Source organism: Gammaproteobacteria bacterium (assembly GCA_035279405.1).
In the GTDB taxonomy this organism is placed as follows: Bacteria; Pseudomonadota; Gammaproteobacteria; order Natronospirales; family REEB76; genus REEB76.
Map to the genome: position 1 here is coordinate 521168 of DATEHU010000026.1, position 21301 is coordinate 542468.

At 62.6% G+C, this 21301-nt stretch carries 21 protein-coding genes and 1 tRNA gene; 2 read left to right on the forward strand and 20 right to left on the reverse strand.

The window, feature by feature from the left end:
- Positions 1-41 precede the first annotated feature (41 nt).
- The 15 genes from VJR90_06090 to VJR90_06160 all read right to left on the reverse strand — a co-directional run bounded on the left by VJR90_06090 (position 42) and on the right by VJR90_06160 (position 10482).
- Positions 42-117 (reverse strand) — tRNA-Lys (locus tag VJR90_06090).
- A gap of 376 nt (positions 118-493) precedes the next feature.
- Complete coding sequence (gene queC / locus VJR90_06095; GenBank protein HKV97041.1) at positions 494-1174, reverse strand: 7-cyano-7-deazaguanine synthase QueC; 681 nt, start codon at positions 1172-1174, stop codon at positions 494-496.
- Entirely contained in the window at positions 1174-1839 is a 666-nt protein-coding gene (gene queE / locus VJR90_06100; GenBank protein ID HKV97042.1) for a 7-carboxy-7-deazaguanine synthase QueE, read from the reverse strand. The genes queC and queE overlap by 1 nt, the downstream gene beginning before the upstream one ends.
- 32 nt (positions 1840-1871) lie before the next feature.
- Complete coding sequence (gene ybgF, locus VJR90_06105) at positions 1872-2672, reverse strand: tol-pal system protein YbgF (protein HKV97043.1); 801 nt, start codon at positions 2670-2672, stop codon at positions 1872-1874.
- Positions 2669-3196, reverse strand: coding sequence for a peptidoglycan-associated lipoprotein Pal (gene pal / locus VJR90_06110; GenBank protein HKV97044.1), 528 nt, complete (start codon positions 3194-3196; stop codon positions 2669-2671). Before pal ends, ybgF begins: the two co-directional genes overlap by 4 nt.
- Before the next feature lie 56 nt (positions 3197-3252).
- A complete protein-coding gene (gene tolB, locus VJR90_06115) occupies positions 3253-4563 on the reverse strand; it encodes a Tol-Pal system beta propeller repeat protein TolB (protein HKV97045.1) in 1311 nt (436 codons plus the stop codon).
- A gap of 1 nt (position 4564) precedes the next feature.
- Positions 4565-5383 carry a TonB C-terminal domain-containing protein gene (locus tag VJR90_06120; protein ID HKV97046.1) on the reverse strand — a complete coding sequence of 273 codons (819 nt, stop codon included), beginning with the start codon at positions 5381-5383 and terminating at the stop codon, positions 4565-4567.
- Positions 5380-5835: a protein TolR gene (gene tolR / locus VJR90_06125; protein HKV97047.1), complete on the reverse strand. Its 456-nt coding sequence runs from the start codon at positions 5833-5835 to the stop codon at positions 5380-5382. The genes VJR90_06120 and tolR overlap by 4 nt, the downstream gene beginning before the upstream one ends.
- A gap of 7 nt (positions 5836-5842) precedes the next feature.
- Entirely contained in the window at positions 5843-6532 is a 690-nt protein-coding gene (gene tolQ / locus VJR90_06130) for a protein TolQ (GenBank protein HKV97048.1), read from the reverse strand.
- On the reverse strand, positions 6533-6946 hold the full coding sequence (gene ybgC / locus VJR90_06135) for a tol-pal system-associated acyl-CoA thioesterase (protein ID HKV97049.1): 414 nt from the start codon (positions 6944-6946) through the stop codon (positions 6533-6535). It lies immediately after the preceding gene.
- Between the two features lie 64 nt (positions 6947-7010).
- Positions 7011-8051: a Holliday junction branch migration DNA helicase RuvB gene (gene ruvB, locus VJR90_06140; protein HKV97050.1), complete on the reverse strand. Its 1041-nt coding sequence runs from the start codon at positions 8049-8051 to the stop codon at positions 7011-7013.
- 10 nt (positions 8052-8061) lie between these two features.
- Positions 8062-8649 carry a Holliday junction branch migration protein RuvA gene (gene ruvA, locus VJR90_06145; GenBank protein HKV97051.1) on the reverse strand — a complete coding sequence of 196 codons (588 nt, stop codon included), beginning with the start codon at positions 8647-8649 and terminating at the stop codon, positions 8062-8064.
- Positions 8646-9137 carry a crossover junction endodeoxyribonuclease RuvC gene (ruvC, locus tag VJR90_06150; protein ID HKV97052.1) on the reverse strand — a complete coding sequence of 164 codons (492 nt, stop codon included), beginning with the start codon at positions 9135-9137 and terminating at the stop codon, positions 8646-8648. The genes ruvA and ruvC overlap by 4 nt, the downstream gene beginning before the upstream one ends.
- 10 nt (positions 9138-9147) lie before the next feature.
- Entirely contained in the window at positions 9148-9891 is a 744-nt protein-coding gene (locus VJR90_06155) for a YebC/PmpR family DNA-binding transcriptional regulator (GenBank protein ID HKV97053.1), read from the reverse strand.
- A gap of 18 nt (positions 9892-9909) precedes the next feature.
- Positions 9910-10482 (reverse strand): YfaZ family outer membrane protein, encoded by a 573-nt coding sequence (locus tag VJR90_06160; protein ID HKV97054.1) that lies wholly within the window; start codon positions 10480-10482, stop codon positions 9910-9912.
- A 469-nt stretch (positions 10483-10951) separates the two neighbouring features.
- Here VJR90_06160 and VJR90_06165 point away from each other — a divergent pair, with 469 nt between their 5' ends.
- Positions 10952-11833 carry a glucosaminidase domain-containing protein gene (locus tag VJR90_06165; GenBank protein HKV97055.1) on the forward strand — a complete coding sequence of 294 codons (882 nt, stop codon included), beginning with the start codon at positions 10952-10954 and terminating at the stop codon, positions 11831-11833.
- Between the two features lie 121 nt (positions 11834-11954).
- Positions 11955-12674 carry a hypothetical protein gene (locus tag VJR90_06170; GenBank protein HKV97056.1) on the forward strand — a complete coding sequence of 240 codons (720 nt, stop codon included), beginning with the start codon at positions 11955-11957 and terminating at the stop codon, positions 12672-12674.
- A gap of 62 nt (positions 12675-12736) precedes the next feature.
- Here the strand turns inward: VJR90_06170 and VJR90_06175 are convergent, their stop codons facing one another.
- From VJR90_06175 to VJR90_06195, 5 genes are all read right to left on the reverse strand, one after another.
- Positions 12737-13810, reverse strand: coding sequence for a polysaccharide deacetylase family protein (locus VJR90_06175; GenBank protein ID HKV97057.1), 1074 nt, complete (start codon positions 13808-13810; stop codon positions 12737-12739).
- An 87-nt stretch (positions 13811-13897) separates the two neighbouring features.
- Positions 13898-15331, reverse strand: a complete 1434-nt coding sequence (lpdA, locus tag VJR90_06180) for a dihydrolipoyl dehydrogenase (GenBank protein HKV97058.1) — start codon at positions 15329-15331, stop codon at positions 13898-13900.
- Positions 15332-15530: 199 nt separating this feature from the next.
- Entirely contained in the window at positions 15531-16799 is a 1269-nt protein-coding gene (gene odhB / locus VJR90_06185; protein ID HKV97059.1) for a 2-oxoglutarate dehydrogenase complex dihydrolipoyllysine-residue succinyltransferase, read from the reverse strand.
- Positions 16796-19675, reverse strand: a complete 2880-nt coding sequence (locus tag VJR90_06190; protein ID HKV97060.1) for a 2-oxoglutarate dehydrogenase E1 component — start codon at positions 19673-19675, stop codon at positions 16796-16798. The genes odhB and VJR90_06190 overlap by 4 nt, the downstream gene beginning before the upstream one ends.
- A 174-nt stretch (positions 19676-19849) precedes the next feature.
- Positions 19850-21196: a 2OG-Fe(II) oxygenase gene (locus VJR90_06195; protein HKV97061.1), complete on the reverse strand. Its 1347-nt coding sequence runs from the start codon at positions 21194-21196 to the stop codon at positions 19850-19852.
- Between the last annotated feature and the right edge of the window lie 105 nt (positions 21197-21301).

The window sequence follows — 21301 nt, forward strand, 5'->3', positions numbered from 1 at the left end:
AGCGCTGATCCATCCGGAATAATTCACGGTATCAGAGAATTTGGTGGGCCGTGGGCGGTTCGAACGCCCGACCAACTGGTTAAAAGCCAGCTGCTCTACCGGCTGAGCTAACGGCCCAAATTCAACTAGCACTCACTGCGCCCTCCCTGGCGGGCCCCCGGCTCGGCATCGTGCCTCGCGCTCGGCCGGATCGAAATGCCACTGGCATTTCGATTAACCTCACCGGCCTCACCCGGCTGAGCTAACGGCCCATACTTCGACTGAATCCAGACTACCATCCTTGGTGCGTTGCCCAGTCCCGACATCCCTGTCGAGCCGTTTGGCGGGCGCGAAGCTGTGCTTCGCGGGAATCCCCCGCCTCACCCCGGCTCGAAATGCCACTGGCATTTCGATTAACCTCACCGGCTTCACCCGGCTGAGCTAACGGCCCGGAAACAGCACAGGATGCATTGCTCGGCGCGCATGATAACGGACGCTGTAACCTCGGCCAAGCTCAACGGTATCGGGTCGGATCCGGAATACCGGCATCGCGAAAGCCGGCGAGCCTCAAGCGACAACTGTCACAGCGGCCGCAGGCGCGACCCGACTCGTCGGCCTGATAACAGGAAATCGTAAGCGTGTAATCCACACCCAGCAAAGTACCACGACGAATGATATCTGCCTTGGAGAGCTGCATGAGCGGCGCATGGATGCTGAATGCCCGGCCTTCCACTCCCGCGCGCGTGGCCAGGTTCGCCAAGCGTTCAAATTCGGCGACAAACTCGGGACGGCAATCGGGGTAGCCGGAATAATCCACGGCATTGACGCCGATGAAAATGTGTTGCGCGCCGAGCACCTCCGCCCAGCCGAGTGCCACCGCGAGAAATACCGTGTTGCGCGCCGGTACGTAAGTTGCGGGAATGCCCGAGCTTGGGTGCTCGGGCACATCAATGCGCGGATCAGTCAGTGCCGACCCACCGATGGCGGACAGATCCAGAGCCAGTGTCTTGTGCGTGACTGCGCCCAGCGCGCGGGCCACCTGTCCGGCCGCCTTGAGCTCAATACGGTGCCTTTGGCCATACGCAAAGCTGAGTGCATGACAGTCAAAGCCCTCGCCGCGCGCAATGGCCAGAACCGTGGCGGAATCCAGTCCGCCGGACAGCAGCACCACGGCAGACTTTCGCGCCTGTGCCATCAATGTCCGGGCACGTCGCCCCAGATGTATTTGTGCAGTTGCACTTGCAGCCGTACCTGCAGCCGGTCGGCAAGGATCCAATCGGCCAGGGCGTGCACTTCAAGCTGGGTGTAACTCGGCGAGAACAGCACCTGACAGCGCCCGCTCAAACGATGTTCCTCGAGAGTTCGCTTTGACCACTCGTAATCGGCGCGGTCGCAGATCACGAATTTCACCTGATCCTGCGGGCGCAGCAGCGCCAGGTTGGCGTAAAGATTGCGCGCGCATTCTCCCGAACCGGGCGTTTTCAGGTCCAGGACGCGTATTACGCGCGCATCAATATCCGCAATCGGCAAGGCGCCGCTGGTTTCGATTGATACCCTGTAGCCCGCATCGCAAAGCCGCGCGAGCAACGCCAGGCAGTTCGGCTGGGCCAGCGGTTCTCCGCCGGTGACTGTCACGTAGGCCGGCCGGTATCGGCCCACCTCTTTCAGGATCGCATCCAAGCTGCGCCACTCACCGCCCTGAAAGGCATAGGCGGTATCACAGTACTGACAACGCAGCGGGCAGCCAGTAAGCCTGACGAATACCGTCGGCCAGCCGACGCTGTCGGCTTCGCCCTGGATGGAATAGAAAATCTCGGTGATGCGCAGACGTTCGGCCGCCGGCAGATCGTCGCGGCGCACACTTGGCGGCCTTATGGGAACGGAACTCAGCGTCAGTGACCCTCTTTGCGCATGCGATCCAGGCGCTGGCGCGCAAGTTTCGCCACGTTGGTCTTGGGGTACTGCTGCAGGACGTTTTCCAGGGTCTGGCGCGCGGCGCTGTACTTGCCCAGTGCATATTGCGCATAGCCCAGCTTGAGCAGCGCATCCGGCGCCTTGTTCGAATCCGGATAACCCTGCACCACGGCCTGATAGTTCACCAGTGCACCCTGGAAGTCGCTCATCTGGTAATGCGCTTCACCCATCCAGAACTCGGCATTCGGTACCAGCGGGCTCTGTGGATACTGTTGGATGAAGTTGGTGAACCCATTGATGGCATCCTGATAGCGGCCCTGCTTCAACAAGTTGAAATTCTGCTGGTAAGCGGCCTGATCTCCGCCGGCCACCACGGCTGCGGAGGCCGTACCGGCCGCCGGCGCTGTACTGGCGCCGTTCGCGGATGCGGTGCCGGAACCCACGTTCAGTTCGAGCTTCTGCAGGCGCTTGTCCAGATCCGAATACAGGTCCCGCTGCTGCTTGATGCTGAGTTGCTCGTCGTGTTGCAGTACCTGGATGTCGCCGCGCAGTTCATTGACCTGCTGCTGAACACTTTCCTGATTCTGCGACAGATTCACCAGACTCTGATTGTTGAAGATCTGATCGAGCCGGCCAACGCGCGTCTCCAGCTGTTTCTGCTGCGCCAGCAATTGCTGCTGCTGAATGTACACTGGATCGTCCGGTCGCACCGTCATGCAGCCGGCCACCAATACGGTCAGCCCCGCGAGCAGACATCCGCGAATGCCATGCGCTCTCATTGCGTCAGGTATACCAGCACCGCCCTGCGGTTCAGGTGCCAGCAGGCTTCGTCGTGCTCATGGCACACGGCATGCGCTTCCCCGTAACTCACAGTGCTCAACTGATTGGGATTGACGCCCTGAAACAACAGGAAGCGGCGCACCGATTGTGCGCGCCGGTCGCCCAGGGCAATGTTGTATTCCCAGGTGCCGCGCTCGTCAGTATAGCCCTCGATCCGGATCCTGGCTTCCGGGTGTGCCATCAGGTATTTGGCATGCGCGGTCAGCAGGTCCAGAAACTCGGGTTTGATGTTGCTCTTGTCAAAATCGAAATACACGGTTTTCTGATAGAGGATGTTATTCGGGTCATCCAGTGGGCTGAGCGCGGTTTGTGGCGGAGCCGCGGCCGTCGTCGTGGTGGGCGCAGTGGTGGCAGGCGGCGTCGTGACGGCAGCCGGCGCCGGCACGGGTTTCACAGTCTTGGCACAACCGGCAATCAACAACGCCAGTGCCAGCATCACGGAACCGTAACGTAAATTCTTCATGACTCGCTCCTCTTGACAATCAGGTCAATAAATACTGAAGCAGGCATCGCGCCCCGCTATTGTGACAGGAATGGTCCCCAAACGGGAGCGTGCACGCTTACCCCGGATTTGGATTCGGACAGGCGCTCGCGCACTTGGCCGTCGACGGATACTTCGGCAAGCACCCCGCGGCCAGCATAGCTGGCCTCATAAATAATCATGCTGCCGTTGGGCGCAAAACTTGGCGACTTGTCCAAGTCGCCGTCCGTGAGCGTCAGCAGCGCGCCGCTGTTGAGATTCATGACCGCAATGTGTAACCGGCCGTTCTCGCGGTGCACCATGACGAGCGTCTGGCCGTCAGGCGAAACGCTCGCGCGCGCGTTGTAGCTGCCGTCGAACGTGATGCGCTGCGGCGTGCCGCCGCTCAAGCTCACCTTGTAGATCTGCGGACTGCCGCCGCGGTCGGATGTGAAGTACAGGCTCTGGCCGCCCGGCGACCACGCCGGTTCGGTGTCAATGGCCGCGGAAGTGGTGATGCGACGCAGCGTGCGGCTCGCGAGGTCCATGACGTAGATATCGGGGTTGCCGGGTGTGGAGGACAGCACCAGCGCCAGCCGCCGGCCGTCGGGCGAAAATGCCGGCGCGCTGTTCAGCCCCGGCCGGTCGGAGAGCCGCTCACGCTTGCCGGTATATATGTTCTGCATGTAAATGGCCGGCAGACTGCTCTCGAACGACACATACGCCAGATCTTTCCCGTCCGGCGACCAGGCCGGCGACATGATCGGCTCATTGGAGCTGAATACCGTCTGCGGGTTGTAGCCGTCGGAATCCGCCACTACCAGATCATAATGATGATCCAGCCCGCCCTTGCCGGAAACTTCCACATACGCGATGCGCGTGGCGAACGCGCCGCGCTGGCCGGTGAGTTTCTGGTAAATCAGGTCGCTGATCTTGTGCGCGGTCCAGCGCAATGCGCCGGGAGTGGTAAGCACCGCAAGCCCCAGCAACTGCTGGCCGGTATACACATTGAACAGCTGGAACTCCACTTGATAGTTGCCCGCGCCCGCGGGTTTGATGCGGCCGATCACCACATCGTTGATGCCGAGAATGCGCCAGTTGGTGAAATGGATGTCCGCCGCGAGCGTGGGTTTCTCCAGCATGGAGCTGTCCGGGATTGCCTTGAACCGGCCGCTGCGAGTGAGATCGGCACCGATGACCGCTGCCACATCAGTGGCCGGCGGCGGTCCCGGCACCTCCCAGGCAAACGGCACCACGGCTACCGGCACCGCAGTGCTTATGCCCTGGGTAATCTGGATTTCGAGCACGGCGTGCGCCACACCCAATGGCAGCATGGCGAGGATCAAAACCAGAAGCAGTCTGCGCCGCACGTCAATTCCCCGGAATGTTTTGCGGTGTGAAGTTTAATACAAACACGCGCTGGAACAACGACGGCTCGGGTGGCGGCGGCAACGGTGAGGAACGCAGCACCGCGGTAATCACGGACTGCTGTATTGCCTCGTTGCCGTTGCAGGAAACAATCTGCGCATTCGCCACGGTGCCGCCTGGCACCTGCTCGACCTGCACCTTGCAGCTCAAATTGGCCGGTGCATTGGCCGGTTGATTCCAGTTGCTCTCCACCTTCTGCCTGACCAGTGCCGTCCATTGTTGCAACAGGGACGCACGTCGAGCATTGAGCGCACCCTGCTCGACTGCGATCTCGCGCTGCAATTCGGCCTGACGCTGGGTGTTTTGCCGTTTCTTGGCTGCCGTGGCGGCCTGGGCCTTGAGTTTGGCGATTTTGTCCTGCTGCGCTTTCTCCGCCTGCGCCTGTTGTTGCAACTCGGCGAGCTTGGCGTTCAGCGCCTGTTGCGCGGCTGCCTGTTGCTGTTGCAACTGGGCAAGTTTCTGCTGCTCCTGTTCGCGTTCGGTCTTGGCGGCCTGCGCCTGCTGTTCCAGTTTCTGTCGAGCCTCCTGCTTTTGTTTCTCCTGCGCCTGCAGCAAGGCCATCTGCTGACTGATCAGTTTCTGGTCCACCACCGTGGCCTGCACCGGCTGCGCAACCTGCGACGAACCGCCCAACGAGGGCAACGTGGAGTTGGTCCAGTGAAAACTCAGGACCATCAGCGCCAGAAACGCGGCGTGCAGCAGCACCGAATAAACCCAGGGCAGCAGGCGTTGTGAGCGGGCTTGCATCACGGCGGCCGTCATGACTTGCCGGTGATTTCCACGCGCGGCGGATTGTTGGGATTGGTTTCCAGGCCCACACTCGGAGCGCCTGCTGCCTGCAGCAGGACCATGCCACGCAGTACCGAATCGTAGCGGGCGTCGCGATCGCCGCGCACCACCACGTGTGTGCCGGGCCTGAGTTTGAGCACCGCCGCTACCGTAGCCACCACCAGACGTGCGTCTATTGGCTCATCCGGGTGTGCGCCGATATTGAGGTAATACCTGCCATCAGCCGTGACCGTAAGCACTACCGGAGTCTCGTCGGGTTTGAGATCCAGCGGCTTGGCGCTGGCCCTGGGCAGATTCACCTTCACGCCCTGACTGAGCAAGGGCGCAGTGATCATGAAGATGATCAGCAACACCAGCATCACGTCAATGTAGGGCACGACGTTGATCTCGCTTATCACCCGCTGCTTGCCGCGCCGTCCGGCCATGCGATTGTTACCCCTGCGCCGGCACGGCGCGTGTGCCTACGTGGCGCTGCAGGATGGTGGAAAATTCGTCGAGAAAACCGTCAAAGCGCGTTTCCAGGCGCTCCACATGGTTGGCGAAGCGATTGTAGGCAATGACCGCGGGAATCGCCGCGATCAGGCCCATGGCGGTGGCAATCAGCGCTTCGGAAATGCCCGGCGCCACCATGGCAATAGTGGCCTGCTGCACGTTGCCGAGGCCGTGAAACGCATTCATGATGCCCCACACGGTGCCGAACAATCCGACGTACGGACTGGTGGAACCCACCGTGGCCAGAAATGACAGATGCTCCTCCAGCCGATCCACCTCGCGCAGCTGCGCCACGCGCATGGCGCGGCGCGAACCCTCGATGACCAGACCCTGGGCGTCGCTCTGCTTGCGCAGGCGTGCGAATTCGCCGAAGCCTGATTCAAAGATGCTTTCCATGCCGCTCTCCGCGCCTGCGCCGCTGATCTCCTTGTAAAAGTTGGCAATCTCGCCGCCGGACCAGAAGCGCTTCTCGAAGGTGTCGGCGGCAACCCGCGCCTCTCTGAGCATGCGGTGTTTGCGGAAAATCACCGCCCAGGAGGCCAGCGATGCCGCTACCAGGATGAGCAGCACGATTTTCACCACCAGGCTCGCGTGCAGGGCAATTTCCAGAAACGATTCCTGACCATTCATTTACTGCAGCTCCACCGCGATTTCCCGCGGCCAGGGTTGGGGTTTGAAACTTGCGCTGTCCACGCACACTACCGTGACTTCGGCGGAACACAGCCGTGCGTGCTCCGCGTCCAGACGGTGGAGCGCTTGGGCAAACGTCAGGCTGGCGCGCCGCCGGTGCAGGATTTTGACGCTTACCGCCAGCTCGTCGTTGAAACGCGCGGGCTTATGATAGTCGAGCTTCAGGCCGGTCACCACGAACAATATGCCCAAACGCCGGCGCAGGTCGTCCTGCTCGAAACCCAGATGACGCAGCCATTCGGTGCGTGCGCGCTCCAGAAACTTCAGATAATTGGCGTGATACACCACGCCACCCGCGTCGGTGTCCTCGTAATACACGCGCACCGGCCAGGTGAATACAGCGTATGGGACCAGTGCCGGTTTACCGGTTACGCCGCCGTGACCAAGCGGCCTGCGTTTGGTTCCGTACGCCACACCTTCAGCCCGGAGCGCCGTCAAACAGGTCCACGGATGGATCGCGCGCCGGCGGCTTCAGGCCGAAATGCTGGTACGCGGCCTTGCTGGCCATGCGCCCGCGGGCGGTGCGCATCAAATACCCCTGCTGGATCAGGAACGGCTCGAGCACGTCCTCGATGGTGCCGCGCTCCTCGCCGATGGCTGCCGCCAGACTGTCCACGCCCACCGGCCCGCCATCGAACTTTTCGATCACGGTCAGCAGCAGGCGGCGATCCAGTTGATCGAAACCGTGTACATCCACCTCCAGCAGGTCCATGGCTTGGCGCGCCACCGCCGCCGTGATGCGGCCATCGGCCTTCACCTGGGCAAAATCCCGCACCCGGCGCAACAACCGGTTTGCGATGCGCGGCGTACCGCGCGCACGCGTGGCGATTTCACGCGTGCCGCCGGCGTCACAAGCCAGGGCCAGAATGTGCGCCGCGCGCGCTACGATACGCGCCAGTTCCTCGTGGCTGTAGAACTCCAGACGCTGCACGATACCGAAGCGGTCGCGCAGGGGCGATGTCAGCAGACCCGCGCGTGTGGTGGCGCCCACGAGCGTGAACGGCGGGACGTCGAGCTTTATGGAACGCGCCGCGGGTCCTTCGCCAATCATGATGTCGAGCTTGTAATCCTCGAGTGCCGGATACAGCACTTCCTCCACCACCGCGCTCAAGCGATGAATTTCGTCCACAAACAGCACGTCACGCGGTTCGAGATTGGTGAGCAGCGCCGCCAGATCTCCGGGTCGCTCCAGCACCGGACCCGAAGTCTGGCGCAGATTGACGCCCAGTTCGTGCGCGATGATGTGCGCCAGCGTAGTCTTGCCCAGGCCCGGCGGCCCGAAAATCAGCACATGATCGAGCGCTTCCTGGCGCTGGCGTGCGGCACCGATGAAGATTTCCATCTGCTCGCGCACCGCCGGCTGGCCGATGTACTCGGCCAGCGTGCGCGGCCGGATGCTGCGGTCTATGGCCTCGTCCTCGGGCGTGGTCCGGGCCGCTACCAGGCGTTCGTCGGTCATCACTGCGGCATTAACCGGCGCGCGCCGCGTTCTGCAGCGCGCGGCGGATCAATTCGGCACTGCTGATGCCGGTGTCCTTGATGGCCTGCAACATGCGACCGGCTTCCGGCGGTTTGTAACCCAGGCTTACCAGCGCCGACATGGCCTCGTCGCGCGCGGTCATCGGCGCGTTGCGGGTCACGGCGTCGCCGCCGGCATCCTCCAGGCGGTCGCGCATCTCCACCACCAGGCGTTCCGCGGTTTTCCTGCCGATGCCCGGCAGGCGCGTGAGCGCCGCACTGTCATTGTCACGCACGCAGCGCACGAAATTCTCCACGCTTACTCCCGAGAGGATGGTGAGCGCCAAGCGCGGCCCCACACCGTTGACGCGTATCAGCGCACGGAACAGGCGCCGCTCGGTTTCTGTGCCGAAGCCGAACAGTACATGCGCGTCCTCGCGCACTGCGAGATGCGTATACAGCATGACCTCGGCGCCCACCTCGGGCAGACCGTAGAACGTGGACATCGGTGCCTCGACTTCGTAGCCCACGCCCTGCACATCCACCAGCAGGTGCGGCGCCTGGCGCTGCAGAATGCGGCCGCGCAGGAATCCGATCATCGTGCCTCCGCCAGCTGCCGGCGCAGCCGGCGGCTGTGGGCGTGACAGATGGCCACAGCCAGCGCATCGGCGCTGTCGGGCTGCATGCGTCCCTGCAGACCCAGCAGGATTTTGACCATGTGTTGCACCTGCGGCTTGTCCGCGCCGCCCTTGCCGGTGAGCGCCAGTTTCACCTCTCTCGGGGTATATTCGAACAGCGGCACATCCAGTTCGAGCGTGGCGCAAATGGCGGCGGCGCGCGCCTGCCCCAGTTTCAGTGCGCTGTCGACATTCTTGTGCACAAAGGCCTTTTCCACCGCCAGTTCCTCGGGCCTGAATTCCGCCAGCACCGCGCCTACACCCTGGAAAATTCCGCGCAGGCGTGCACTGAAATCGCTGCCGGTCACGCGGATGCAGCCGCTGGCCACGTGCCCCAGATGCTGTCCGTCATAATCCACCACGCCGTAACCGGTGAACAGCGAACCGGGGTCAATGCCGAGTATGCGCACCGCCACTGGCTCACGAGGCCTTGAGCAGGGCCTCGGGAAACTCGGCGTTGGAATACACCGCCTGCACGTCATCCAGGTCTTCGAGTGCTTCCAGCAACGCCAGCACCACTGGCGCCTGCTCGACCGAGAGCGGCACCGCGGTGGACGCACGCAGTGTGACCTCGGCGGATTCCGGCATCAGACCGGCGCTTTCCATGGCTTGCCTGACGTCGTGAAACACGACTGGATCGGTGAGTACCTCGAAGCTGCCATCTTCGGCCGTCAGGATGTCCTCCGCGCCCGCCGCGAGCGCCGTCTCCATCAATGCCGCTTCGCTGCTTCCAGCTGCAAACCTGAGCACGCCGCATTTGTTGAACAGATAGCCAACCGAACCGTCCGCACCCATGTTGCCTGCGTGCTTGGTGAACGCGTGCCGCACCTCGCCCACGGTACGCGTACGATTGTCGGTGAGGCACTCGACGATGATGGCTACGCCGCCCGGTGCATAGCCCTCGTAGCGTGCCTCTTCCAGTGCCGCAGCTCCGGGTTCGCCCGCACCGCGTTTGATGGCGCGTTCGATGGTGTCCCTGGTCATGTTAGCGCGCAGGGCATTGTCCACCGCGAGGCGCAGGCGTGGATTGTTGCCGGGAGTTGGATCACCGTGACGTGCGGCGGTGGTGATCTCGCGGATCAGGCGCGTAAACAGCTTGCCGCGCTTGGCGTCCTGGGCAGACTTGCGATGCTGGATGTTGGCCCACTTGCTGTGACCGGACATGGTTCACCGTCGCGCAACTCAGAAGCTCAGGTTCAGCCCCACCATGAAGGTGTTGTCCAGGGTTACCGTGCTGGTGCCGGTAAAAGCCGCGGACACGTGCCGGTAGCCGACGTACAGTTCGGCGTTACGCAGGATTTCATAGCCGGCGGTTACCCCGTACTGCAGGTAGCGATCCGCATTGTTGAAGGACACAACCTTGGGTGCCACGTACAGCTCACCACCAATGGTGAAGCGGTTGTAGGTCGGCCAGGTGTAATTGAAATGCCCGCCGAGAGCCAGCACTGTGCCATTGCCGTTGTACTGCTTGGGACTGATGAAGAACAGCTTGCCGCCCACGGCAAACACAAACGGCGAGCCCACCGGGTTGGCGTTGCCCACCACGGTCAGGCCGGCGCTGCCGATGTCCACGTAATCGGTGTGATGCAGGTAACCGACCTCGGCTTGCAGCCCGGTATTGGTGAGACCCGCCGCATAATTTATGGACGCGGCATTGCTGCCCAGATTTACGTTCAGGTCATTCGCCTGAGCCGCGAACGCGGCACACGCCGCAAGCATGAACACCATCAGCCAGCCCGCGCGGCGCATGAGCATGTTTAGCCTCCTCCAGAAGTAAATCCAGTACTGGTGCTTATGATAGCGTCAAATCGGTGAATTCTGCAGTCTCAACGCATACGTGCCGGCGTGATTTGCGCTTCTACGCACTCCAGCAGACACAGCGGCACGCCGCTATCTGGATTCCCGCGTGCGGATTGATCAGCGGCTGCGCCCGCAATTCTGCAGCGTGCATCGGCTGCCGTTCCGGACCGGGCGGCATTTGCTGCAGCGGCGTCAGGCTTCAAAACCCCACGGCAATCCCGGAATCCTTGCCACACCCGTCCTGGCCGGGACCTGATTCTGTGCCGGAACCACGCGGATCGCGGGCTGCATCGGGGGGTTCCCTTCGGCACTTTCATGGACTACATTCCCCCTGTCCCATCACGAGGAACGGGTCATCCGAGGCCATATCCCCAGGCAACCCAGACCCAATCTCGTCGGCCGTGTCAGCCGCTTCCTCGGCTACATGCTGCTGTCGGCGATCCCCTTCCTGGCCGCAGGCTTCATTGTCTGGTACCACGGGCAGCGCCCGGCTCCCCCGCCACCGCTGATTGCCCAGGCCAAACTGATTCCCATCAAGCCGCCCTCAGCCACGGCGCTCGAGAACATTTTTTCCAGCCAGGACTACTCCTGGCCGCCGCAAGCTGCGGTGCCGCCGTATGCCATCCAGAGCCTGCCCTACGGTTTTAACACCCTGGACCCGGAAGAGAAGAAGACGGTATTTTTTCGCGCGCTCCTGCCCATGGTGCTGGCGGAAAACCTGCACATCTGGAACCAGCGGGTGTTTCTGCTGCAGCAGTTTGGGCACGGCAGCATTGATCCGCTGTCAGACGCCGGCCAGGAACTGGCGAGCATAGCCAATCAGTACAAGGTAAGCGGCGACCTGAACGATCCCAAAGTGCGCGAAACGCTCTTGAGCCGCGTGGACATCATCCCGGTTGCACTGGTGCTCGCGCAGGCGGCGCAGGAAAGCGGCTGGGGAACCTCGCGCTTTGCGCTTGAGGCCAACAATTTGTTCGGCATCTGGACCTGGGACAGCGAACAGGGCAGCGTGCCGGTCAACCGTCCCGGCGATGCCAGTCACCTGGTGCGCGTCTACCCTGACCTGCAAAGCTCGGTGCGTGCCTATCTGCACAATATCAACATAGGCTTCGCGTATGTGGACTTCCGCAATATGCGCGCGCACATGCGCGCCAGTGGTCAAGCGCTGGATGCACTCGAGTTGGCTGGAGCCCTGAATCGCTATTCGATTACCGGCAGCGCGTACATCGACAATATCCGCGCCATGATCCGCGGCAACGACCTCGGCAAACTTTCCAGCCTCACCTTGGGCAATTCCGGCGGATAAGCCCGAGGCTGGCTTGTGCCCCACACCGCGCAAGGCTCAACCCCCGGAAACGCCGGACCCGATGTTGGCGCTCACGCCGTCCAGGACCCCGCGGTCGGGACGTTCGCGTTACACTCGGCACATGTTCCGGCGCACGGTGCTGAGTTTCTTGCTGCCCGCAGCGGCCATCGCGCTCTGCGCCGCCGCAGTCCTGCCGGTTGCCGGATGCTCGCGTAAAGACGCGATGTCATCGGCGACGCCAGCGTCGGGCCAGGTCGCCGCCAACAAGGATCTGACGCAATATCAGCGCCTGCTGGCCATGTCCGATGCGGTGCAGGCCGCGCAGCTGGGCGAGCAGATTGTCCTAAAATATCCCGGCACCCCGGCTGCGGCGGAAGTGCAGAAATCATTGCCTGAAATAAAAGCCCGCGCCGCGGCCCAAACCAAACGGCGACTTGCAAACCTGTGGGTTTACTCGGCCACGGACGCGGGCGGCCTTCAGTACACCGCCAGCATCTACACCAGCGAGCCGGCCGGCGCCGACGTGCAACTGATCCTGCGCCGCCACGAAAACTGGGGCCAGAGCGTGTACCTGTTCGGCAGCGGCAACGGTTTCGTCTGCCGGAAACTCTGTGACGTGGCGATGTCCTTCGATGGCAAGCACGAAGTCTGGAAGGCGTTTCCGCCCACCACCGGAGAGCCCGCCATCTTCATCAAGGACGACCAGACATTCATCGTGGCCCTGGAAAAAGCCAAGGTCATCACCATGGATGTGGTAACGAAGAGCCATGGCAAGGAAACCCTGGAATTCGAGGTCGGCGGCTTCGATCCCGCGAAATTCCCGCCGTTGCCCAAGCAATAGCGGTCGGTAGTACACTCGCGCTTGCTTTTTTCCTCCGGGATCCTGCGCGGATTCAGTGCCAATCAGGGCGGTGGCGGCAACAGCCACATCTTGCTGTACCAGTAATAGCGCCCGTTGACCAGCGCGGTGCAGTTGTAACGCGTACGCCCGACACCTACGGCTGCCGGCGCCTGGACGGCGAACCGGGTGCGCTCCGCATTCAGCCAGGTGACCGGCATGGGCGGCCCGTTCAGGTAGCAATGCAGCTCCGCGGGCGGTACCCGCCCCAGCACCAGGCTCACCTCCAGCCGTGGCGGATTGTTGGCGGAAGTCACCAGTGGATTCCACGGCAGCACTGATGCGATCGGCATGGGCAAGCTGGTCGCATCCAAGACAAACTGCAAAATCGCGCTGTAACCCTCCTCAATGGGGAAACGCGGCAGGGCGCGTGTATCCAATGGCTCGCCGATAGCGCCGGCCTGCTGCCCGAAGGCGACATAGCCCAGCCCGGTGACCAGCTCCGCCAGGTCCTGATCGTATTCCCCGTAAGGATACGCGAAGAGTTTGGGATCGGAATTGGTCTGTGGCCCGAGTTCGGCCTGCAAGCGCGCCTGGGCACCCAGAATATCCTTGCGCATGCGGTCAGCCCAGGCGAGATCCGTCTCGCCCTTGTTGCGAAACGCCAGGTGTGCATGATCCATGGTGTGATTGCCGAAATTTGCGCCATGCTGCTGCATTTCGCGCAGCTCGTCCCAAGTCATGAAGTCCGGCAGGTGCTGGTCCACGGCATCGGTTGAGACAAACACGGTGAACGGCCAGCCGCGCGCCTTGAGCCGCGGGTAGGCATACTCGTACACCGTTTGATAGGCGTCATCTATGCTGATGGCCACCACATGATCGGGAATCGGGCGACGCGCCCTGAGATAGTCCACGACCTTCGCCAGTGGCCACACCTGATAGTGGCGCTGCGCAAGCCAGTTCAATTGGGCGTCGAAATCCGCAAGCGTAACGTTGGTGGACGGATGGCGCGCATCTCCAAAGCGGTGATACATGAATACCACCGCATGCGAGGGGACTGCAGCGGGCGGCGATGGTGTTTGCGCCGCGGCCGCGAACGGCAGCAGGCCCAGAACTATTGCACAAAGCATCTGGCGCATGGATGCAAACCTTAATCGCTGCGTCACAGATACGCAATGCAAAGGCAAATGGCCGTCAGCGTCCTGGCCGGTGCGGGAACACCGGCGTCAGCGGTTGAGCACGTGAATGGCGCGCTTGTCCACCGCCAGCGCGGCTTCGTGCATGGCTTCCGCCAGCGTGGGATGCGCGTGAATGGTGCGCTGCAGGTCTTCGGCGCTGGCGCGGAATTCCATGGCGGTGGCGGCTTCCGCAATCATCTCGGAAGCCATGGGACCGAAAATGTGCACACCCAGTATCTCGTCGCTATCGGCCTGCGCCAGCATCTTTACCCGGCCGGTGCCCGCTTCCATGGCGTTGGCGCGGCCGTTGGCGGCGAAGGGAAACGTGCCGGCCTTGTATTTCACACCCTGCTTCTTCAGTTCCTCCTCGGTCTTGCCTACCCAGGCGATTTCCGGCCAGGTGTAGATCACCGAGGGAATCACCTCGTAATTCATTTCCGCGACTTTGCCGGCGATCAGGTCCGCGACCATGATGCCTTCTTCCGAACCCTTGTGCGCCAGCATCGGACCGCGCACGCAGTCGCCGATGGCCCAGATGTTTTTCACGCCGGTGCGGCATTCCTCGTCCACCTGGATGAAGCCGCGCGCGTCGCACTTCACGGCGCTGCCGTCCTCGATCAGATTCCGGGTCGCGGGCCGCCGCCCCACCGCCACAATCAGCTTGTCCACCTCGAGGGTGTGCTTGCCGTCCTTGTCCTCGTAGTTCACCGTGATGCTGGCCTTGCCCTGGCTCGCGCCGGTGACTTTCGCGCCCAGGCGGATGTCGAGGCCCAGTTTGCGGAACTGGCGCTCCGCGTCCCGGGCAATCTGCTGGTCGGCCATGAACAGGAACTGCTCCATGGCTTCGAGCAGGGTGACCTGCGCGCCGAGCCGGTGCCAGACACTGCCGAGCTCCAGGCCGATGACGCCGGCGCCGATCACGCCCAGGCGTTTCGGCACCGTGGAAAATTCCAGTGCGCCCCAGGAATCCACGACGCTCTTGCCGTCGAAGGGGGCGACCTTGAGCTCCACCGGCTCCGCGCCCGCGGCCAGCACGATGTGCCTGGCTTCGAGGATGTCCTTCTTTTTTGGATCGCCGAAGTCCGTGACTTCCACCGTGCCGTTCGCCAGCAGGCGTGCGCGCCCCGGGATGCCGGTGACATTGTTGCCCTTGAACAGCAGTGCGATGCCGCCGGTATGGGTTTGCACGATTTTCGCTTTGCGCGCCTGCATCGCGGCCACGTCCATCTTCACGTTGCCGACCTGGATGCCATGCGCGGCAAACTCGTGCTGTGTTTTATGGAGCATCTCCGAGGATTCCAGCAAGGCCTTCGAGGGGATGCAGCCGGCATTCAGGCAGGTACCGCCGAATGCGTGTTTGCCGTCGAGGTTTTTCCAGTCATCCACACACGCGGTTTTCAGACCGTTCTGTGCGGCGCGGATCGCACACACGTAGCCGGCCGGACCGGCGCCGATAACAATGACATCAAAAGATTGGTTCATTCAAATTTCCTTCGCACACCTTGCAAGATGCGCAATTTCCGAAAATCCCCCCGCACGCGATGCGTACCCCCTTTGCAAAAGGGGGGTCAGGGGGGATTTCGAGCGTTTGGTATTCACTGTGGCAGTTCATTAGACGCTCTCATAAGTGATCCCTCAACCTGACCATCCCCGCCGGGGAGAGATGGGACAAGCAAGGAAATCAAATTTGCAATAGCAGCCTTGCGGGATCTTCCAGCGAATCCTTGACCGACACCAGAAACAGCACCGCTTCGCGGCCGTCCACGATGCGATGGTCGTAGGTAATCGCAATGTACATCATGGGGCGCGCCACGATCTGGCCGTTGACCACCACCGGCCGTTCCTTGATGGTGTGCATGCCGAGGATGGCGCTCTGCGGCGGATTGATGATGGGCGTGGAGAACAGCGAACCGAACACCCCGCCGTTGGTGATGGTGAAGGTGCCGCCGGTGAGTTCCTCTATGCTGATCTTGCCGTCACGCGCGCGCAGCGCGAGGTCCGCGAGCGTTTTCTCGATCTCGGCGAAGCTCATCTGGTCGGCGTCGCGCAGCACCGGCGTCATCAGGCCGCGCGGCGTGGATACCGCCACGCTGATATCCCAGTAATCGTGATAAATGATGTCATTGCCTTCGGTGGAGGCGTTCGCCACCGGGTATTTTTTCAGCGCCTCGATCACCGCCTTGACGAAGAACGACATGAAGCCGAGCTTCACGCCCTGCTCTTTCTCGAACTTCTCCTTGTAGCGCTGACGCAAGGCCATGACCTCGGAGAGATCCACTTCGTTGAACGAAGTCAGCATCACGGTGCTCGCCTGAGACTGGGCCAGGCGCTCGGCAATCCGCGCGCGCATGCGCGTCATCGGCACGCGCCGGTCCTGACGTGTGCCGGACGGCGCGTGCGCCGCGGCACCGGCCATCGCCGGCGCTTCGGCACTCGCGGGCCCCGGAGTACCGCCACGATTGATGAAGTCGAGTACGTCGCCCTTGGTGAGTCGTCCATCGAGACCCGTGCCCTGAATCGCGGCGGGATTCAGTTGATGTTCCTCGACCAGCCGCCGCACCGACGGACTGAGGGGCAAATCACGCCCCGCCGCCGGCGCCGGTGACGCCTGCGCCGGGGCAACAGGTGCCGGCTTGGGAGCCGGAGTCGCCGCCGGGGGTGTAGCGGGCTTGGCGGGCGGTGCGGGTGCCGCAGCAGTTTTGGCCGCCACCGCGCCGGGTTCGAGGATGCCGATCACCTGATCGGCCGTCACCGTCGCGCCGTTCGGCTGCCGGATTTCCTTGAGCACGCCGTCCGCGGGCGCCGGGCACTCGAGCACGACCTTGTCGGTTTCGATGTCCACCAGATTTTCGTCGCGTTTGACCGCGTCACCCGGCTGCTTGTGCCAGCTTACGAGCGTGGCGTCCTGAATGGACTCCGGCAGTGCCGGAACCTTGATTTCGATGCTCATGCCTTCTCCGATACGGCCCGGGTCTTGGTGTTGTCACGGCTGCCGATTTGCACCGGTGCCGGCTTGTCGCTCAGCGCTTCCTGAATCAGCGCATTTTGCTGTTCTTTATGCAGTTGTGCATAGCCGGCCGCCGGCGAGGCCGAGGCCGCGCGCCCTACATAACGCAACACGTGCCTGGCGGTGAGCGGCTCCTGCAGGCGATGGCGGATTTCATACCATGCGCCCTGATTCTGCGGTTCTTCCTGGCACCACACGATATCGCGGGCATTGGCGTAGAACTTGATGACCTCGGCATACTCATCGTGCGGGAATGGATACAACTGCTCCAGGCGCGCAATCGCAATATCGTCAATCTTGGCTTTGCGCCGTGCCTGCAACAGGTCGTAATACACCTTGCCGGAGCAGAACACCACGCGCCGCACATTGGCCGCCTTGAGCGCGTCAATCTCCGGAATCACCACGTGGAAGCGCCCGTGGGTCAGATCCGCCAGCGAGGACACCGAGAGCTTGTGCCGCAGCAGGCTCTTGGGCGTCATGACGATCAGCGGTTTGCGATATGGGCGCAGCATCTGACGGCGCAGCATGTGGAACATCTGCGCGGGCGTGGAGGGCACGCACACCTGCATGTTGTGCTCGGCGCAGAGTTGCAGGTAGCGCTCAAGCCGTGCCGAGGAATGTTCGGGGCCTTGGCCTTCATAGCCGTGCGGCAGGAACAGCATCAAGCCGCAGAGCCGCCCCCACTTGGCCTCGCCGGCGGAAATGAACTGGTCAATCACCACTTGCGCGCCGTTGGCGAAGTCGCCGAATTGCGCTTCCCAGATCACCAGCGTATCCGGTTCGGCCGTGCTGTAGCCGTATTCGAACGCCATCACGCCCGCTTCCGAGAGCAGCGAATCCACCACCGTGAAGTGTTTCTGGTCCGGCGCCAGGTGTTCGAGCGGTGTCCAGGTGCTCCCGTCTCTCTGGTTGTGCAACACCGCATGACGGTGGAAGAACGTGCCGCGTGCGGTGTCCTGGCCGGTGAGCCGTACGGGATAGCCTTCGGTCACCAGGCTCGCGTAAGCCAGCGTCTCCGCAAATCCCCAATCCATGGCTTGCGCGCCCTGCGCCATCTTGCGGCGCGCATCGTAGATGCGCGCCACCGTAGGATGCAGCTCGACTTGCGCAGGCACGCGGTTCATGGCGTCCATGAGGAATTTGAGCCGGTCGGCGCGCAGCCGCGTATCCACGTCCTCGTGCCAGTGATGTTGCTGGTAGCGGCTCCAATCCACGGTGTACTGGTTTGCTACCGGCGGGCCGACACCCGGTGCCACCGGTTGTCCGGCATCCAGCCGCTTGCGATAAACGTCCACGGCCTTGTCCAGAGCACCCTCGTCCACCAGTCCCGCCTGCTGCAGCTTTTCGCCGTACAGCGCCGGTGTGGTGCTGCGTGCGCGTATATCCCGGTACATGACCGGCTGCGTGGCGGCCGGCTCGTCGGCCTCGTTGTGTCCGTGCCGGCGGTAGCACACCAGATCAATGAACACGTCCTTGTGGAACTTCTGCCGGTATTCCAACGCCAGGCGCGTGGCGAATACCGCGGCTTCCGGATCGTCACCGTTGACGTGGAACACCGGAGCTTCCAGCATCTTGGCGATATCGGTGCAATAGGCCGTGGAACGCGCGTCCTGCGGGTTGCTGATGGTGAAGCCGATCTGGTTGTTAAGCACGATGTGCAGCGTGCCGCCCACGTGGAAACCGCGTGCCTGGGAAAGCTGCATCACTTCCATGCAGATGCCCTGGCCGCTCAGCGACGCGTCACCGTGAATCATCACCGGCAGCACGGTCACGCCTTGCACATCACCACGCCGCTCCTGGCGCGCGCGCACCGAACCGGCCACCACCGGGTCCACGATCTCGAGGTGCGAGGGATTGAACGCCAGGGCCACGTGCATCATGCCGCCCGCAGCCCGCAGGTCGGAGGAAAAACCCAGGTGATACTTCACGTCGCCCGAACCCAGGTCCACCTTCGGATCGTAGGTGCCGGCAAATTCCTCAAACAGCTCCTGCGGCGACTTGCCGAGCACGTTGATCTGCACATTCAGCCGGCCACGGTGCGCCATGCCGATCACGGTCTCGTGCACGCCCTGGCGGCTCGCCTGATTCACCAGGTCATGCAGCATTGCAATCAGTGACTCACCGCCTTCAATGGAGAAACGCTTTTGCCCGACATAACGGGTGTGCAGGTATTTCTCCAGGCCTTCGGCGGACACCAGCGAGTTGAAGATGGTCAGTCGCTCGTCGCGCGTGAGCTGGGCCTTGGCGCGCGCGGCTTCGACGCGTTGGCGCAACCACACGCGTTCTTCGCCTCTGGTCATGTGCATGAACTCGAAACCGATCGTGCCCAGATAGGTTGCGCGCAGCATGCTCCAGATATCCGCAAGCGGCATGCGATCGGGCCCGGTGAGCGACACGCTGCTGAACACCGTGGGCATGTCGGCCTCGCTCAGCCCGTGATACGCGAGTTCCAGGTCCGGGACCGCCGGCACCGGCTTCAGCCCCAAGGGGTCGAGCTTGGCGCGCAGGTGGCCGCGCCCCCGGTAAGCTTCGATTAGGCGAATGACGGCTGCCTGTTTCTCCGCGGCTTCGGGATGCAAGCCGCCGTTCCCCGGTCCCGAAGCCAGTCGGTGCGCATGGGCGCTCGCGGCCAGCTGCCGTTCGATGGGCAAGCGCGGCGTGTCCGTGGCTCCCGCCGCCAGCGCGCGGAAATATCCTGCCCACTCGGCAGACACTGCGGAGGGATTGGCGAGGTACTGCTCGTAAAGAGCTTCGACATAGTCGGCGTTACCGCCCGACAGGGGGGTGCTCTGGTAACGTTGTTGGTAGGATGCGCTCATTTTCACCGGCAATGCACCCGCAGGTCCTGCCCCGGTTCGGCATAGACACATGCGGAAAATGCCAACAATTTCAAGCAGGCTGCGGAATATTGTTCAGGCGGCACGCAAGCCGCTCGCTAACATATATAGTGTAACGGAACGGCGCTCGCGAGAAAACGTCGCTTACGCGCCCGACTAGGCCTGCAATTCACCCCACACGAACGGCCGCTGCCGGAACCACACGGTCAACAGCCATTTTTCCCCACGAATCACCGGTTTGCCTGCGTGCAGCGTGCGGGTGTCGGGTTCACCGTGCGCATCGAGATTCACGAATTTCACCGCCTTGCCCTGTGCCGGCAGCACGCAGGCATGCAGCAGCGGGAAATCGGTCTCGCCACCGGCTTCCACATCATTCAAATATACAAACAGCGTGGTCTGTCGCTGGCCACCGCGCCCGTCCACCAACTCCTCGCGGTTGCCACGGCTCACGAAGTAATCGAAGTGTGGTTTGTATTGCTGACCCGGCAGATAGCGCAATACCGCCAGCGGTTCTGCCTGAGCGATGTCGTGACCGGCGAGGTGCGCGATCTGTCGCAACGCCAGGCCGGCGATGAAATCGTACAGGCTCAGCTGGAAAAACATCGAGCTGCTCGTGCGCACGTCGTTGGTAAGCAGTTTGCCACTATCCGGATCCGCGACGTAGGAAGGCGTGAGCGCCGGCCTGGCCAGGTTCATGAAATGCTCGCACATGAGCGGCGCCAGCACTTGGGTGATCTGCCAAACGGTACCAGGTACCATGGTGTCCACGACTGCGGCATCGGTGTGCGCGAGTTTCTCCAGATTCGGAACCGTCAAGGCGGGCGGGCGTTCTGGCGCCGCCCCCGGACGGTACGTCTGGGCGATTGATTGCCAGCGCTCCCGGTCCGCTCCGGATGCCAAGCGCTCAAGGCGCGCCACGGCACAATAAACCTGACGACCCGCGGCCCGCTCCAGCCAGTGCAGGCCTTCAGCCTGCTGTGCTGCGGCGGACTGCTGCAGCAACTGCGTAGCCAGCAGATATTGGGAGAGCGCGTCGCCGCCTTGTGCCGCAAGTCGCAGGCAGTAAAGCGCGACGGCATTTTGCGTGGACCCATGCTCGGCGAGGCAGTGCAACAGGCCGAGCGTGCGCAAGGCCGGCAGGTGATTCAATTCAGCAGCTTGCAACAGCAAGTCACTGGCGCGTGCTGCGTCCACCGGCACACCGATGCCGTTGAACATCAGATTCCCCAGCGTGTAACAGGCCTCTTTCAGTCCGCACGCAGCGGCCCGTTGCAGGAAACCGGCCGCCAGCGCCGGCCGCTGGGGAACTCCGATGCCGTTGAGATGCATCAAACCCAGCAAATTGCAGGCTTCGGGGACATCATGGCGCGCGGCACGCTCGAGCCACGTGCGCGCCTGCGCATGCTCACCGCGCGAGAACAATCCGATGCCCACGCGCGTCTGGGCCTGGGGATTGCCGGCTTGCGCGCTCTGCAGCAATGCGGAATCAGGCGTGGCGTTCACGGGAGTACCGGTTTCATGTTCATACTATATACACAGGTGCCGCCGGCGGCATCCCATGCGCACTGCAATGCTGTTGGCCCGTGACGCCGGTCGCCCGCCTATGTC